This is a genomic window from Nostoc sp. TCL240-02, assembly GCF_013343235.1.
Lineage (GTDB): Bacteria > Cyanobacteriota > Cyanobacteriia > Cyanobacteriales > Nostocaceae > Nostoc.
Genome location: NZ_CP040094.1, coordinates 3,655,334 through 3,671,131 on the forward strand (window position 1 = coordinate 3,655,334; position 15,798 = coordinate 3,671,131).

The following is a 15,798-nucleotide window of genomic DNA, read 5'->3' on the forward strand; positions in this document are numbered from 1 at the left end:
CTAGCTGCCATTTTGAACCAGCTAGAGCATAATACGCTACATCTATGTCTGAGTAGGAATTTTGCGGTTTCTATCTCAGGCATGGTATCAGAGTCGCAGGACAAAGGCTACTTTAAATATGCGTATTTTTTTAGAAACATTAATATAATGCTCTTACTATGAGCATTTATCAATCTCTCAAAAAATCTTATACGCAACCTCGTCGGCGTGAAAATGACTGGCGGTTGTTTTTGCGTCTAGTGCCTTACGCCCGTCGTAACGGACAACTATTGGCGCTGTCGATGTGTCTACTCATACCCATCGCCCTAGCTAATGCCGTCCAACCTCTGTTGATTGGCCAAGTTATCTCTCTTATTCGCAATGAACCAAGCGCTTACGAATTTCTCAGGAATCGCCCCTTGTCCGAAGGGTTAAATATCCTGGAGGGATTGTTGTTTGTGGCGATCGCAATCCGATTGATTTTTACAGGCTACCAGGGTTATTTAGTACAGAAGCTAGGGCAACAAATCACCGCCGCAATTCGCCAAGATTTATTTCAGCACGTAACCTCCCTAGCAGTACGCTTTTTTGACCGCACACCCGTAGGTAAATTAATCACCAGAATCACCAGCGATGTGGAAGTCTTAGGCGATGTCTTTTCCACTGGAGCAATTGGCATTGTGTCCAATTTGTTTTCTATGCTGGTGATTTTGGGTTTAATGTTTTCCATCGAATGGCAACTCACTTGCTTGCTGCTATTAATGTTATTACCAATTACCTGGTTAATTGTTTACATTCAGCAACAGTACCGCAAAGCCAATTACAAAGGGCGGGAAGAACTTTCTATATTGAACTCACAGCTACAAGAAAATGTCCTTGGGATTAACGTAGTGCAGTTATTCCGCAGGGAAAAATTTAATTCCGAACTGTTTCGTGCTACCAACAGCCGCTACACTCAGCAAATGGATCAAACCATTTTTTATGATTCATTTATTTCAGCAACCTTAGAATGGATTGGGCTGATTGCGATCGCAGCTGTTTTGTGTATGGGTGGTTGGTTACTCTTAGGAAAAAGTTTAGCTTTTGGGACTTTATCGGCATTTGTTTTGTATGCCCAGCGATTATTTGATCCTTTAAGAGATTTTGCCGAAAAATTTACGGTAATCCAAGCTGGTTTTACTGCCATTGAGCGTGTAGGCGATATATTAGATGAACCGATAGAAATCCGCGATCGCGCCAATGTGCGATTCTCAATATTTGATGCTAAATTCGGCTACATAGACGAAATCGTTGCAAATCTAGAATCCCCAGATATTACTTCCCCGCCTGAACTGGGAGAGATTTGCTTTGATCATGTCTGGTTTGCTTATAAAAATGATGATTACGTAATTAAAGACTTAGATTTCATCATTCGTCCTGGTGAAAAAGTGGCATTAGTTGGCCCCACCGGTGCGGGCAAAACTTCGATCATCCGGCTTTTATGTCGCCTCTATGAACCCAGCAAAGGACGCATTCTCATCGATGGCGTAGACATTCGAGAAGTCCCACAGGCAGAACTGCGGCGCTACATGGCAGTAATTTTACAAGAAGGCTTTTTGTTTGCTGGCGATGTTAAAAGCAACATTTCTTTAGGAGATGGCTATACCATTGAACAGATTCAGCAAGCAGCAGAGCAAACCAACATTGCCCAATTTATAGAAGAACTACCTCAAGGGTATGATACTCAACTTCGAGAACGCGGCACAAATATTTCTAGTGGTCAAAAGCAACTTTTAGCCTTTGCGCGGGCTGCTATTCGCGATCCTCAAATTTTGGTGTTAGATGAAGCTACCGCTAGTTTAGATGTTGGCACAGAAGCTTTAGTGCAACAAGCATTAAACCAGCTAATGCTCAGACGTACCGCCATTATTATCGCTCACCGCCTGTCTACGATTCGCAATGTAGACCGGATTTTTGTTCTCAAGCGTGGCGAATTAATCGAACAGGGAAGTCACGATGAACTATTGGAACAGGGAGGGCTTTATGCGACTTTGCATAACTTGCAGATGTTGGGAAGTTAGGATATTTTCAGAATAATCTGAAGGGGGAAATAGCGATCGCTATTTCTGTAACTACATCCATACCAGCAAATCAAATCTCAATTTGTCTTATTTAGAGTATAAAACACCTTTAAAAGACTAGCTGTGTTGCTCCTTGTATGGACTTTAATAATAAATAAAATTGTATTAAAAGTTGGTAATTTAGTTATTTTCAACAAAAAACCCTACTGTTGATTATCAGTAGGGTAATAAGGGTGTCGTTTTCTCAAGCTTGCTAATTAAGTAAATAATTTAAATTTAAAAAATTGCTAGATATTACATATAATGTATAGCGAGATAGACCATCCAATCTATCCCATATAGCAGTCCTAAATCATTCGTGAAAACTACATCTCTCTTTCTTCTTTCCTCCCTTTGCGTCCTTTGCGTCCTTCTCTAACGAGACGCTGCGCGTAGCTTGCTTCTCCGTAGGAGTATGCGGTTCGTTTCCTAATCTACATTTTTCACAACTCAAATAGGATTGCTATATACTTTCAAGCGACCATTTGCTGTTTACTTTTTTAGGTATATCTAGAACTACAAGATCAAAGTGCAGCATTCCGAATTATGCCCCAATATAATTCAATACACCAAAACACTTGTAGAGACGGCGATTTATCGCTTCTCAATACCCACGATTTTGTACAAGTAGCGCTTTGAACCGTAATTCCTTTTCCAGAAAAACTTATGGGGTTAATCTAAAATCTCCACTCGATTGACCTACAACTTTTGGGGCATCAACCTGCAAACTCATTTGCTCACAACGCACAGTTAATAAAGGCTGACCTAAACCTATTCCAGAAAAAGGACTTTCGGTGGGGATTTCTAACTGAGAACCAATCAAACCCAATACAGACTCAAATTTAGCAGGGAACATCATCAAATCAGTACCCTTGACGCTGAAACCAGAAGCACTTAAACCCTGTCTCCATGCCAAGGTTTGCTGACTATACTTAAGACTACACAACTTCTGGTTTCCCTGATGCACAGTGATATGCTCTCCTTCTTTCCAGGTAAAATCAGCTAATTCCTTTGGTAGTCCCCAAATTTCTCGACCACCAGACACCGAATCAGCATTATCTACATAAATGTGAGAAATCCAACCGCCGATTTTTCTCTGGTAATTAACCAAAGCTGGGGCAATAATTAACTCACTGTATTCTAGTACCGAGCCTGAACCGTACTTAGATAAATACACGCTAGCGATGGTTTTACCAGGCCATACAGAAATAATCTTTAACTCTAAAGGAATCAAAGGGCGTACTAGGTCAATATTCACTAAATGAAGAGTTTGGATAGCGTAGCCTTGAAGTGTCCAAGGTGCCTGTGGATATGGCATAAGGGAGTTAATAGTGAGGAGTTAGAAATCAATTAAAATAGCAATATTATTTATTTTTACTCATAACTCCTAAAAAAATTCCCACCCAGGTTAATACCTGGATGGGTAATATGAGGCGGGACAAAATAATTATCCCGAAAGAAGTAGAAGAATTATTTACTCTCTGTAAAATCAGCGTCAATCACATCGTCGCCGCTACCAGAGGTAGAGCTAGAACCACCATCTTGAGGTTCAGCACCAGGTGCTGCACCGGCACCAGCTTGTTGATAGATGTTGCTACCAACAGCGAATAGGGCTTGTTGCAATTCTGGGGTGAGCTTCTTGATTTGCTCATCGTCTTCTTTGGCAACTGCTTCCCGCAGTTCTTTTACCAAACCTTCAACTTTAGTCTTGTCAGCAGCCGGAACTTTATCGCCCAATTCTTGTAACTGCTTTTCAGCTTGGTATGACAAGGAGTCGGCTTGGTTCTTGCGTTCAATCTTCTCACGCCGATCTTTGTCAGATGAAGCGTTTTGTTCAGCTTCTCTTACCATCCGGTCAACATCAGATTTATCCAGAGTGGAAGCGCCAGTTATGCTGATGGACTGTTCTTTACCAGTACCTTTGTCCTTAGCGGTGACGTTAAGGATACCGTTAGCGTCAATATCGAACACCACTTCAATTTGAGGAACGCCACGTGGTGCAGGAGGAATACCATCAAGGCGGAAGGTTCCCAAACTCTTGTTATCGTTAGAAAATTCGCGTTCACCTTGAAGGACGTGAATTTCTACGTTGGTTTGACCATCCACTGCGGTAGAGAAAACTTCCGATTTCTTGGTGGGGATTGTCGTGTTGCGGGGGATAATTTTGGTCATCACGCCGCCCAATGTTTCAACACCCAAAGAAAGCGGTGATACATCTAACAGTAAGATGCCAGTAACTTCATTATTCAATACACCTGCTTGAATAGCTGCACCAATTGCTACAACTTCATCAGGGTTAACACTTTGGTTAGGGTCTTTACCCAATACCTGCTTCACAATTTGGTGGACTGCGGGAATCCGGGTAGAACCACCAACTAATACCACTTCATCAATATCGCCTTTGGTTAACTTGGCATCCCGGAGAGCGTTTTCTACAGGGATACGGCAACGGTCGATTAAGTCAGAACAAAGTTCTTCAAAGGTGGCACGAGTCAGGGTTGTATCCAGGTGCTTGGGCCCGTCCTGGGTAGCGGTGATAAATGGTAGGTTGATTTCTGCTTGGGTAACGCTAGAAAGCTCAATTTTGGCTTTTTCTGCGGCTTCAGTCAGACGTTGTAAAGCTTGTTTATCTTTCCGCAGGTCAATTCCTTCGGCTTTCTTGAACTTTTCAGCTAAGAAGTCAACTATTTTTTTATCAAAGTCGTCACCACCAAGGTGTGTATCCCCAGATGTAGCTAGTACTTCAAAAACTCCATCTCCTACTTCCAGCACGGATACGTCGAAGGTACCACCACCAAGGTCAAATACGAGAATGGTTTCGTTACTCTTCTTGTCAAACCCATAAGCTAGAGAAGCAGCAGTCGGCTCGTTGATAATCCGCAGAACTTCAATCCCGGCGATTTTACCAGCGTCTTTTGTCGCTTGCCGTTGAGAGTCGTTAAAGTATGCAGGAACGGTGATTACAGCTTGGGTAACAGTTTCACCAAGGTATTTGCTGGCATCTTCAACTAGTTTGCGAAGAACCTTTGCAGAAATTTCTTCAGGAGCAAACGGTTTACCAGCTATCGGACAATCTAATTTGACATTGCCGTTGCTGCTGAGAACTTTGTAAGAAACTTCAGTTGCTTCGTTACCCACTTCATCGTAGCGGCGACCGATAAAGCGTTTGACTGAGTAAAACGTATTTTCGGGGTTCATCACCGCTTGGCGTTTGGCGATTTGGCCAACCAAGTTGTCGCCATTTTTCGCAAATGCCACTACTGATGGCGTTGTCCGAAAACCTTCAGCATTAGCAATTACTGTGGGTTTACCACCTTCCATCACTGCCACGCAGGAGTTCGTTGTTCCTAAGTCAATTCCAACTACTTTTGCCATTTTAGGTGCTGGCTCCGTATAACTACAAATGAATGAATGAGAATATAAAGGACTAAATTTTGAACCAACAGGTCAATAAATCAGCCAATTCAGCATGAATACCTTTGATTTGGCTTTCCTGGGACTAAAACTCCAGATTATGCTGATATATATACTGAAGCTTAGGGGTAGCCAGTCCATGAAGGGTGGTTTCCCGAACCTTGCTTAGGACGGTTAGACTAACTAAATAGTTTTTTTAGTTGGTTCATGGATTGATTTGCCTTCACTCTGTCTAATGTATGAGAATTAATACTTTCAGTAATTAGGGTGAACCGTAACATCCGAGTGGTGTTTGCCGTCTTTAGAGGTAAAGTACTGGGAATTGGGAATTGGGGATTAGATAAAATATGATTCAGCACTTAGCAGTTACTTAAGTCGAGCGAAAAGAGTTTCCCAATCAATTACAGGTGGTCTTTGTCCCTGGTTGACTATTTCAAAAATTTTCTGGGAACTACTTGGCTGAAAAAGGCATTCCACGCAAGCGTTTGCTACATCAATCCGACTGGTATCACCTGAAAGTGTATCTCCTGTGGCTATAATCACACCATATTTACCATCTGTTTTGGCCTTTAGCAGTGTGTTGAGGTCGTATGAAGTATAAGGCCCGTCAATCAAGCGTCCTGGGCGGATAATCGTGTAGGGCAATCCTGAATTAATAATGGACTCCTCACCTTTTTGTTTGGCATCCAACACGCCAAAAGCATTAAGAATACTAAAAGGAAACTGATCTTTACGGAGAATTCCACAAGAAGAGACGAAAACGAATCGCTTCAAATTCTGGGGTGCTGCTGTAACAAGGTTGCTGACACCTTGGGCATCAACCTTGGCTGGACTATTCTTTGCTTTTGCTTCGCTAGATTTGGGGTTAAGGAAGGTGATTCCCCATTCCAGCAAGTTCGGGGTTTGGTCAAACTCCCATCGCGCAGAGGGAAAAGCGGTGGTTCCAGTACAGCAGATTATGTGGGTGACATTTTGCGTTGCGGCTGGGAGTGTAGCTGGCTGACGGATGTCACCAAGGGCAATTTCCGTTCTTTGGTTAAACATTTCTTCGGCTTTGGCGGCATTGCGTGTCAGAACGCGAACTTTCAAACCCTTTTCCAGGAGTTTGCCTACCACCAGTTGCCCCACTCCACCAGTAGCACCAGCAACTAGTACCAAATCTTCAGCTGAATCAAAAGAAGTCATAAATTGCCTTTGAGATAGTCTCTTTTTAATCTACTCAAAAAATGCGATCGCGTACCCTGTGGGGAAGAAAGCTACGCATAGCGTTTCGCACAGAAGGTATCGCCAAAATAGACTCAGATTAAAAATTTGGCTAATAGCTGTTGATTCTGTAGCTTTCAGGCTGACAATTGGGAATTTTAAAACCAGGTCAAATTTCCCAAAACTGAATCAGAACAGTAGCAAGCACTTGAGGTTTCAAGCAAGGAATGAAAATTAGTCAAAAATTAATTTCGGGTATTCTGGGAATGGCTACTATCTCAGTAATCGTTGGTGCGATTAGTGCCCATCAACAATTGAAGATGGCTAAATATCTTGCTCAACAAGAAGCTGAAGAGGTTGCTGGATTACTGGGATATTTCGTAAGTCATGAGCTTGAAGACCACGAACTGCGATCGCGTGAGAAAATACTAGCCCATTTACAAGAGCATGTAGAATCGCTACATAAGCAACGTCAGCGCGATCTAGAAATTGTAGATCGTAATAAAATCATTCTGGCAGATGTAGTTGCAGAAGATATCGGTACGCGATTAGATCACGATCACAATAATGAAGTTGGTAAAACTATTCAAGATGGTATAGCGGTTATCAGTCTTGTGAGGTACAGTAGCAGCAGTGAGTAAACCAACCCAGCAAATTCTCTATTGTCACTTCTGCGAATGCCGTATCTAATGCCTGGAGTAAATCAGGGTATGTCCTTGCACCGATGCGACGGAGAATGTTCTTAATCTTGGACCAACAATTCTCAATCGGTGAAAAATCGGGAGAATAGGGGGGGAGATAAATGAGATGAGCGCCAGCAGCGATGAGCAAAGCTTCAAGTTCATCACTTTTATGGATTGAGCAGTTATCCATGATCACCACTGCACCAGGCCAAAGTTTGGGTACGAGCTTTTGGGCGATGAAGGCATCAAAAGTCAAAGCATCGATAGAACCTAAGCCACTCCATTGGGTGAGCAGTCCTTTCAAGCTAATTGCACCAATTACCGAGACATTTTTCCCTTTGCGGTTGGGCTTTTGAGCATAGCCTGAAGAAGGCCAGGCAAGGCGCGGGCACATTTGCGGATGAAGGACAGATTAACTCCCGATTCATCTAAGAAAATCAGCTCTTCGACGGGTATCCCCCTCAAGAGTTTCCAGTACTCAAATCGGGCTAGTTGGACTTCATCACTACCTTTTTTTGTGAGGTGGAGACTTTTTTTTGAGGTTGAGGTGAAGTTTCCAGCGAACCATCCGATTCACCGTAGCTACCCCAATTAAGACCTCTGTTTTCTCGTAAAGTCGTTCCCGCAATTCGCTTAACGTCGCATCGGGCTGTGCTATGACGAGTTGGCGCAGGATTTCTAACTGTTCAGCATTCAACTTTGTTGCTGTCTGCTCAGTCCGCACCTTGGGGCCTATCATCCCCAATTCTCGATGGCGTTTGAGTAAATTTTGCACAAAACTTAAGGTGACACCAAAGTTTTTAGCCAGTTTTCGTTGGGAAATGTCACCGCAGGCATAAGCATCAACTATTTTTTGACGCAAGTCGAGAGAGTAGGCTTTCATCACCACCAATTATCAGTAGAATTGCTCTCTCCTACTGTACTGAAGTAGACTGATAACCGCTATATACCCAGAACTTATGTTGAGACTAGTCCTGAGTACCCAAAGGGGATTCAATTGATTGCTGTTGCTTTTCAAACTAACAAGGGTAAAACAATTGGTGCAGTCATTCTGGAATATACCCCACTTTACAAAGCAGCACTAGCAACAGCCGAAAAAAATATTATTGTCACGTCGTTTATTAGTTTGGCATCTGGCATACTGGCACTATCAGTAGGCTATTTGATCTCCAGAAGCATCTCAAAACCGATTAAACAACTCCAGCAAGCTGTGGTAAATCTGGCTGAAGGGAAGCTGGATAGCAGAGTTTGTATTCGCTCCCAGGATGAAATTGGCGATTTAGCTACCTCATTCAACAAAATGGCGGACGATCTTCAACATTCTAGAGATAAGTTGGTCAATACCAATGAACAATTACGAGACGAAATTAGTGATCGCCAGCAGGCAGAAGCAGAACTTCAGCAAGCTTTAAAAGAACTGCAAAGAACCCAGATCCAATTAATTCAATCTGAAAAGATGTCAAGTCTGGGTCAACTAGTGGCGGGAGTTGCCCATGAAATCAACAATCCGGTTAATTTTATCTACGGCAACCTCGAATACACTGATGATTACACTCAACATATGTTGCTGTTAATTAAGCTTTATCAAAAACACTACCCCTATCCAGAGCCAGAAATTCAAAATGCTAACCAACTGAACGATATTGAGTATCTAATAGAAGATTTGCCTAAGATGTTAGCCTCAATGAAAATGGGGGCTAAACGTATCCGGGAAATTGTTCTCAGTCTACGAATTTTCTCTCGCTTGGATGAAGCTGAGTTAAAAACGGCTGATTTGTATGAAGGAATAGACAGTACCCTGTTAATTTTGCAACATCGGCTCAAGGCACAAAATAATCGCCCTCAAATTGAAGTGGTCAAAGAATATGGAGAAATACCTAAAATTCAGTGTTTTGCAGGGCAAATGAATCAGGTATTTATGAACCTCTTGGCAAATGCAATCGATGCTTTAGAAGAGGCTTTCCAAAAAGAACTTTGTCTAAATCCCTTGATTCGCATTTCTTCGGAACAGGTAAATGAAAATGCTGTGATTCGGATTACTGATAATGGATCGGGAATTCCAAAAGAAATTCAGTCGCGTTTATTTGACCCTTTTTTCACTACGAAAGCAGTTGGTAAGGGGACTGGTATGGGATTATCGATCAGCTACCAGATAATTACTGAAAAGCATGGTGGATCTTTGGAATGTATCTCATCACCGGGACAGGGTGCAGAGTTTGTGATTGCAATCCCAATTAGAGCAGCGAAATTAGCACAATCATCAATCAGCGATCGCATAATAGGGTAAGTATGAGTGTTTTTCAGCCCATAACTGCGTAGGCGTAGCCCGCACTTCTCTACGAGACGCTGCGCGTAGCTTGCTTGCACGAAGTGGTACGACTGCGCTCAGTGACCGTCGTAGACATCGCTATATAGCGGAAATTGCGCCCGAATTGTTCGGTTCTACCACTTTCAACAGTACACAAATGGTTATAACCTCGTAGGTAGTAGCGAAATGTCTACCTTAGACGTTGTTAGTCGCTCTTGAATTAAGGGGTGAAAGCCTGTGTACGAATGGATATTGCCAAGTCTGAGCGAAATCTTGGCCCAAAATCAATCAAGTGTGGCTGAATGTTCACCTGGTAAAGCAGAACGGCAGTGGCGTATCAGCCTCGCGGCAACTGAACATTTGCTATTAAATACTTTAGCAGCTAATTCAGTTGACACAACTCAAGGATTAGTTTTAGCTGCACCTGCACCCTTATTCAGTCAGCCAAAACTGACTCAAAACTTACAGACAGTAACTTTCACAGCAAAACCATTTAATCCCTTGGCACTGATGCCATTTCAGATGCCAGATGCGATTGCAACTATAAATGAAGAAATCGCTCCTCATGAATCGGTACTTCCCTTATTACCTGCTGATCCTCTGGGGACAGAGCAGTTTTGCTTAGTTTTTACTGATAAATTTAGATTAGTACTAGTTTTAGCAACCCATAAAAACGGTAAAAAAACCTTTTCATTTTCTTTTGAACCGGAAGTAGTACAGCAAGCTTGGCGATCGCTAGGAGCCAGAGTAATGCTGGCTAATCCAGAATTTTTTGCCCGCCTGGATGTATTAGTACAACAGTATTCTCCGGTAGCGCCAGATTGCCGCATCATGATTCAGTTTAGTCAGTTGCTGCTTCAGGAATTAACAGAAGCAGAAGAGACTGGGGAAGAAGCAGGGGAGCAGGTGGTCACTGAGCGTAGCCGAAGTGGAGCAGGGAGCAGGGGGAAAAATACCAATTCCCAATTCCCAATTCCCAATTCCCAATCCCCAAATCCTGATGTCGAACTGCTCCAAGCCTTCGCTCACGAAGTCCGCACACCTTTAACAACTATTCGCACCATGACTCGTCTACTGCTGAAGCGGCGAGATTTAGATGCTAGTGTGATCAATCGCTTAAAAATTATCGATCACGAATGTACTGAGCAAATTGATCGCATGGAGTTGCTGTTTAAGGCAGCAGAATTAGAAACTACTGCCTCTACAAAATGTTCAAAAACTCAACTCACCCCGATGTCTTTAGATCAAGTGTTGCAGCAGAGCATTCCTCGGTGGGAACAAGCAGCGCATCGTCGGAACTTAACTTTAAATGTTGTTTTACCCCAGCAACTACCAACTGTGGTAAGTAATCCCATGATGCTCGATCAGGTACTCACCGGTTTAATAGAGAATTTCACTCGCAGCTTGCCCTCTGGTAGCCATATTCAAGTGCAAGTTATTCCGGCTGGAGATCAACTGAAGTTACAATTATCGCCCCAATTTGGATGCAAAGATTCCAGTAAAGCCGCCACACCTGCAACGCCACCAATTCGCAAAGCCCTTGGTCAATTGCTGATGTTCCAACCAGAAACGGGTACGATTAGTTTGAATATTGCTGCAACCAAGCATTTATTTCAAGCGATCGGCGGTAAATTGATTGTGCGTCAGCGTCCACACTATGGGGAAGTTTTGACGATTTTCCTTCCCTTAGAAGTTAGCAACAAACATAAATCTGGAGCTAAAACTTGGGAGTGAATATTCATCAACTATATTTTTTAAATTATAAATATTCACTCTAAATTAACATAAGTTAAAGAAACCTCTCCCTGCCTTGAACTTTCGTTCAAGTCTGTCCCTCTCCGACTCGGAGAGGGACAGGTTTTACTTAGTAGAAACCAGGGAGAGGTCTTTTTGTTAGACTAATTTATCTCACATTAAATCAGACAGTAATTAAATTTATCTTACTTGCCATTAGTAAAAATAGATGCCAAAAATGGATATAAATTCTGTCTAAGAGCCAAGTACACATTTGTGTAAAAACAAATAGGAGAATGATGGCACATTTTGAAATAATCGAAAAAGAAAGCTTACGTTTAGTCAAAGTAACTTTGCAAAACGAAACAGTACGGACTGAATCTGGTGCTATGTACTATATTCGTGGCAACGTTCAGATGCAATCTAAAGCCCCTTCAGCAGGCGGGTTTTTAAAATCATTAGCCACAGGAGAAAACATTTTCCGTCCTACATATACAGGTACGGGTGAATTATATTTAGAGCCGTCTTTAGCGGGATATCACATTCTCGAATTAGACGGTAGTGAATGGATTTTAGATAGTGGTGCTTATTGGGCTAGTGATGGCAGTATAGAAGTAGGAATTGAACGAAACAAATTTGTATCAGGCTTAATTGGTGGCGAGGGTTTGTTTCAAACAAAAGTCAAAGGTAGAGGTAAAGTGGTAATGGTAGCACAAGGCCCTGTAGAAGTAATAAATTTACAAAATGACCGATTAGTTGTCGATGGAAATTTTGCGATCGCTCGCACAAATACTTTAAATTATCGCGTTGAAAAAGCTACCAAATCTCTTTTAGGTTCGATGACTTCTGGTGAATTTCTCGTCAATACTTTTGAGGGAACTGGGACTGTATTGCTTGCTCCCATACCTTACTGGAAAGTCATGATGATTCGGCAAATTACTGCCGCGTTACCAAAAACTTCTGGCTAAGAATTATCAATGATCAGTCATATCATGTCAGCTTAAAGACTTATCATGAAGACCGCAGGGGGCAGGGGGAAAAAGGATTTTCCGATTTTTGCACAGATGTGGTAATCATAATTAATTAACCGGACATGATATGACTCCTGACTCCTGAATTATTCTTCAAGAGCATCTTCAAAGGATTTTAGCTATTAGCCTCAGAATAGAATTCCAAAGCTAATAGCAACGAACTGGGGATTGTCAGATGTGGGTTTAAGCCAATGCGGACTTTAAATCACTTTCTGCTTGTTGCAACGCATCTGGTAATTTACTGGCATCGCGTCCGCCAGCTTGGGCTAAGTTTGGTCTTCCGCCGCCGCCGCCGCCGCAGATTTTAGCGATCGCACCGACAAATTTACCAGCTTGCAAACCTTTTTTGTTAACTTCTGGACTAAAAGCTGCAACGATGCTGACTTTATCAGCTTCGGGAACAGAACCTAGCACCACTGCACCGTTGCCGATTTTTTGTAACAGGCGTTCGGCTGCGGTTTTCAATGATTCTGGATCGACATCTTCTAATTGGGCGACGATAATTTTATGATCGCCTACAGTTTCTACTGTTTGCAGCAAACTGTCAGATTTAGCGATCGCTAATTGCACCTTTAAGGTTTCCAATTCCTTCTGACTATTTCTGAGTTCGCTTTGCAGACTTGTAATTCTGTCTGGTAATTCTTCGGGTTTGACTTTAAAGCGATCGCTCAAATCTTTAACTACTTTATCCCGCAGGTTGAGATAATCTAGGATTGCTGGCCCCGAAACAGCTTCAATGCGTCGCACTCCAGAAGCCACGCCAGCTTCCGAGATAATCTTAAACACGCCAATTTCAGCAGTATTGCTGACATGAGTGCCACCGCAGAGTTCCATTGATACGCTGGGGAAGTCAATTACCCGCACTTCGTCGCCGTATTTTTCACCGAACATCGCAACAGCACCCTTAGCTTTCGCCTCTGCTAAAGGCAATACTTCCACCTTTGCAGCATGGGCTTGGGCAATCCAAGTGTTCACTTGTTCTTCAATTTGTTGCACTTCCTCTGCTGTCAATGCGCGGGGACAGTTGAAGTCAAAGCGCAACCTGTCAAAGGAAACCAAAGAACCTGCTTGAGATATGCCATCATCAACAATTTTTTTCAACGCCGCTTGCAATAGGTGCGTTGCGGTATGGTTAGCTTGGGCGCGACGGCGACAAGCCGGATCGATTTGGGCGGTGACGCGATCGCCTACGCGCAGTGTACCGCGTTCGATGCGTCCGAAGTGAACAAAGAAATCAGATTCTTTTTTAACGTCTTCAACGCGAACAAGAATCCCATCACCAGAGATATAACCGCGATCGCCGATTTGTCCGCCAGATTCAGCATAAAATGGCGTTTTGTCAAGGACTATTTGTACCTGTGTCCCCGCTTCGACTTCTTCTTGAGAAACACCTTCTAGCAAAATCGCTTCGATTATTGCCGTCGTCGCCGATTGGGTGTAGCCTAAAAACTCGGTAACTTGGATGTGTTCTGCTAGCTTGTCGAGGGAACCTTGGACAGTTAAATCGATGGTTTCATGTGCATCTCTACCACGTCCTTTTTGAATTTCCATTTGTGCCTCAAATCCCTCAGCGTCAACTGTGAGATTATTTTCTTCGGCAACTTCTTGAGTAAGTTCGAGGGGAAATCCGTAGGTGTCATAAAGGGTAAATGCACTTTCACCACTAATTTGAGTGTTTCCTTGATGTTTCACCTCTTGGATAATTTCTTCTAAGAGTTTTTCACCTCTATCCAGAGTTCTGAGAAAATTCGATTCTTCCCGTTGCAACTCAGCTTTAATTGCTGCTTCCCGTTGGCGCACATTGGGGTAAGCTGATTCCGAAAGAGCGATCGCAGTTTCAGCCACTTGGGTAGTAAATTCGCCAGAAATCCCAATTAATCGCCCATGACGCACCACCCGCCGAATCAATCGCCGCAGTACATAACCTCTTCCCACATTGGAGGCGCGAATTTCATCAGCAATCATGTGGACAACAGAACGAACATGATCGCCAATGACTTTCAAAGAGACTTTAGTTTTCTCGTCGCTGCTATGGTAATCAATGGCAGCAATTTGGGCGGCTGTTTGGATAATTGGAAAAATCAGGTCAGTTTCATAGTTATTGGGTACTTTTTGGAGAATTTGCGCCATTCTCTCCAAACCCATACCTGTGTCGATGTTCTTGTTTTGCAGTGGCGTTAAATTGCCTGAAGCATCCCGGTTATATTGCATGAATACGAGGTTGTAAAACTCGATGAACCGGGAATCGTCTTCTAAATCGATATTTTCGTCACCGCGTTCTGGGTGGAAGTCGTAATATATTTCTGAACAAGGGCCACAAGGGCCAGTCGGGCCAGATACCCAAAAGTTATCATCTTCGCCTAAGCGTTTAATTCTCGCTATCGGTACACCGATTTGATCGCGCCAGATAGCAAAGGCTTCATCATCTTCTTCAAAAACGCTGACAACCAGATTTTGAGGAGAAAAACCAAACACTTGCGTGGAGATTTCCCAACCCCAAGCGATCGCTTGTTCTTTAAAATAATCACCAAAGCTGAAATTACCCAGCATCTCAAAAAAGGTGTGATGCCGTTTAGTGCGTCCGACATTTTCAATGTCGTTGGTACGGATACACTTTTGTGAAGTTGTAGCCCGCTTAAATTCTGGTGTCCTCTGCCCCAAGAATATCGGCTTAAATGGTAGCATCCCCGCGATCGTCAGCAGTACGGTTGGATCTTCTGGCACAAGAGACGCACTTGGGAGGATTTGGTGACTCCGTTGGGCAAAGAAGTTGAGGAATGTGTTGCGAATTTCGTTACCGCTTAGGTACTGGGGATTTGAAGACATAGGTGTTTTTAACTTGAGACTTTAGACTCTAGACTTGGGCGTAGCGGCACTGGGTAAGTGTATTTTTATAAATAGCTTTATATATTCTTGCATTTTGTTCCATATTACCGCCAGCAAATTGTACAAGTCTGTGAGCTATATACAGTGATGAGGATGCTTTGAGACCCACATTATCTGACTTTGGTAGGATGTGCTGCATCTGCGCCCGTCCTAGGCATCGTATTTTGGTCTTTAAGATTAATCCTTAAGAAATAGTTTAAAATTCCCGTACTAGGGTAGCAAATGGCACTAAAACTGGAAGTATTAAATATTGTTTGCCTTTCTAAGGGCGAAATTTGACTAATTTACCCACTTTAGGGTCAGGTTTTGACATCAAACTTTTTATTTAGCTTTTTTCCGAGATTTTATGATGTTGCAATCAATGAAACAACCAGTTAAACCAAAGATGTGACTTAAGCAAAGAAACACAAATAAAGTGCGTAGGCAGAGATATTTTATTTATCCTGCTTACACATTGTGAA

The 15,798-nt window shown here is 42.7% G+C and carries 11 protein-coding genes; 5 read left to right on the forward strand and 6 right to left on the reverse strand.

Translation table 11 applies throughout. From position 1 onward, the window contains the following. Positions 1 to 158: 158 nt before the first annotated feature. On the forward strand, positions 159 to 2,039 hold the full coding sequence (locus FBB35_RS15735) for an ABC transporter ATP-binding protein (protein ID WP_174710434.1): 1,881 nt from the start codon (positions 159 to 161) through the stop codon (positions 2,037 to 2,039). 703 nt (positions 2,040 to 2,742) lie between these two features. Here the strand turns inward: FBB35_RS15735 and FBB35_RS15740 are convergent. The 3 genes from FBB35_RS15740 to FBB35_RS15750 form a co-directional block, all read right to left on the reverse strand. After that, positions 2,743 to 3,396: an acetoacetate decarboxylase family protein gene (locus FBB35_RS15740; protein WP_174710435.1), complete on the reverse strand. Its 654-nt coding sequence runs from the start codon at positions 3,394 to 3,396 to the stop codon at positions 2,743 to 2,745. Positions 3,397 to 3,548: 152 nt separating this feature from the next. Continuing rightward, positions 3,549 to 5,453: a molecular chaperone DnaK gene (dnaK, locus tag FBB35_RS15745; protein WP_174710436.1), complete on the reverse strand. Its 1,905-nt coding sequence runs from the start codon at positions 5,451 to 5,453 to the stop codon at positions 3,549 to 3,551. Between the two features lie 405 nt (positions 5,454 to 5,858). Continuing rightward, positions 5,859 to 6,677 carry an SDR family oxidoreductase gene (locus FBB35_RS15750; RefSeq protein ID WP_174710437.1) on the reverse strand — a complete coding sequence of 273 codons (819 nt, stop codon included), beginning with the start codon at positions 6,675 to 6,677 and terminating at the stop codon, positions 5,859 to 5,861. A 245-nt stretch (positions 6,678 to 6,922) separates the two neighbouring features. On the opposite strand from FBB35_RS15750, the gene FBB35_RS15755 reads away from it, so the two are divergent. Next, positions 6,923 to 7,336 (forward strand): hypothetical protein, encoded by a 414-nt coding sequence (locus FBB35_RS15755; RefSeq protein WP_174710438.1) that lies wholly within the window; start codon positions 6,923 to 6,925, stop codon positions 7,334 to 7,336. On the opposite strand, the gene FBB35_RS34735 is transcribed toward FBB35_RS15755, so the two are convergent. Then, complete coding sequence (locus FBB35_RS34735; RefSeq protein WP_254625953.1) at positions 7,302 to 7,772, reverse strand: transposase; 471 nt, start codon at positions 7,770 to 7,772, stop codon at positions 7,302 to 7,304. The genes FBB35_RS15755 and FBB35_RS34735 overlap by 35 nt on opposite strands. 111 nt (positions 7,773 to 7,883) lie before the next feature. Further along, on the reverse strand, positions 7,884 to 8,261 hold the full coding sequence (locus tag FBB35_RS34740; protein ID WP_254625633.1) for a transposase: 378 nt from the start codon (positions 8,259 to 8,261) through the stop codon (positions 7,884 to 7,886). A 114-nt stretch (positions 8,262 to 8,375) separates the two neighbouring features. Here FBB35_RS34740 and FBB35_RS15765 point away from each other — a divergent pair, with 114 nt between their 5' ends. The 3 genes from FBB35_RS15765 to FBB35_RS15775 all read left to right on the forward strand — a co-directional run bounded on the left by FBB35_RS15765 (position 8,376) and on the right by FBB35_RS15775 (position 12,388). Next, a complete protein-coding gene (locus tag FBB35_RS15765) occupies positions 8,376 to 9,665 on the forward strand; it encodes an ATP-binding protein (RefSeq protein ID WP_254625954.1) in 1,290 nt (429 codons plus the stop codon). Positions 9,666 to 9,923: 258 nt separating this feature from the next. Beyond that, positions 9,924 to 11,420 (forward strand): sensor histidine kinase KdpD, encoded by a 1,497-nt coding sequence (locus tag FBB35_RS15770; RefSeq protein WP_174710439.1) that lies wholly within the window; start codon positions 9,924 to 9,926, stop codon positions 11,418 to 11,420. A gap of 296 nt (positions 11,421 to 11,716) precedes the next feature. After that, the gene (locus tag FBB35_RS15775) at positions 11,717 to 12,388 is read left to right on the forward strand and encodes an AIM24 family protein (protein WP_254625955.1); all 672 of its coding nucleotides are present in this window, start codon (positions 11,717 to 11,719) and stop codon (positions 12,386 to 12,388) included. A gap of 246 nt (positions 12,389 to 12,634) precedes the next feature. Here the strand turns inward: FBB35_RS15775 and alaS are convergent, their stop codons facing one another. Next, a complete protein-coding gene (gene alaS, locus FBB35_RS15780) occupies positions 12,635 to 15,277 on the reverse strand; it encodes an alanine--tRNA ligase (protein WP_174710440.1) in 2,643 nt (880 codons plus the stop codon). Positions 15,278 to 15,798 lie beyond the last annotated feature (521 nt).

Coding starts and splice junctions, on each gene's coding strand:
- FBB35_RS15735 (WP_174710434.1), top strand. CDS start 159: ATGAGCATTTATCAATCTCTCAAAAAATCTTATACGCAACCTCGTCGG.
- FBB35_RS15740 (WP_174710435.1), bottom strand. CDS start 3,396: ATGCCATATCCACAGGCACCTTGGACACTTCAAGGCTACGCTATCCAA.
- dnaK (WP_174710436.1), bottom strand. CDS start 5,453: ATGGCAAAAGTAGTTGGAATTGACTTAGGAACAACGAACTCCTGCGTG.
- FBB35_RS15750 (WP_174710437.1), bottom strand. CDS start 6,677: ATGACTTCTTTTGATTCAGCTGAAGATTTGGTACTAGTTGCTGGTGCT.
- FBB35_RS15755 (WP_174710438.1), top strand. CDS start 6,923: ATGAAAATTAGTCAAAAATTAATTTCGGGTATTCTGGGAATGGCTACT.
- FBB35_RS34735 (WP_254625953.1), bottom strand. CDS start 7,772: ATGTGCCCGCGCCTTGCCTGGCCTTCTTCAGGCTATGCTCAAAAGCCC.
- FBB35_RS34740 (WP_254625633.1), bottom strand. CDS start 8,261: ATGAAAGCCTACTCTCTCGACTTGCGTCAAAAAATAGTTGATGCTTAT.
- FBB35_RS15775 (WP_254625955.1), top strand. CDS start 11,717: ATGATGGCACATTTTGAAATAATCGAAAAAGAAAGCTTACGTTTAGTC.
- alaS (WP_174710440.1), bottom strand. CDS start 15,277: ATGTCTTCAAATCCCCAGTACCTAAGCGGTAACGAAATTCGCAACACA.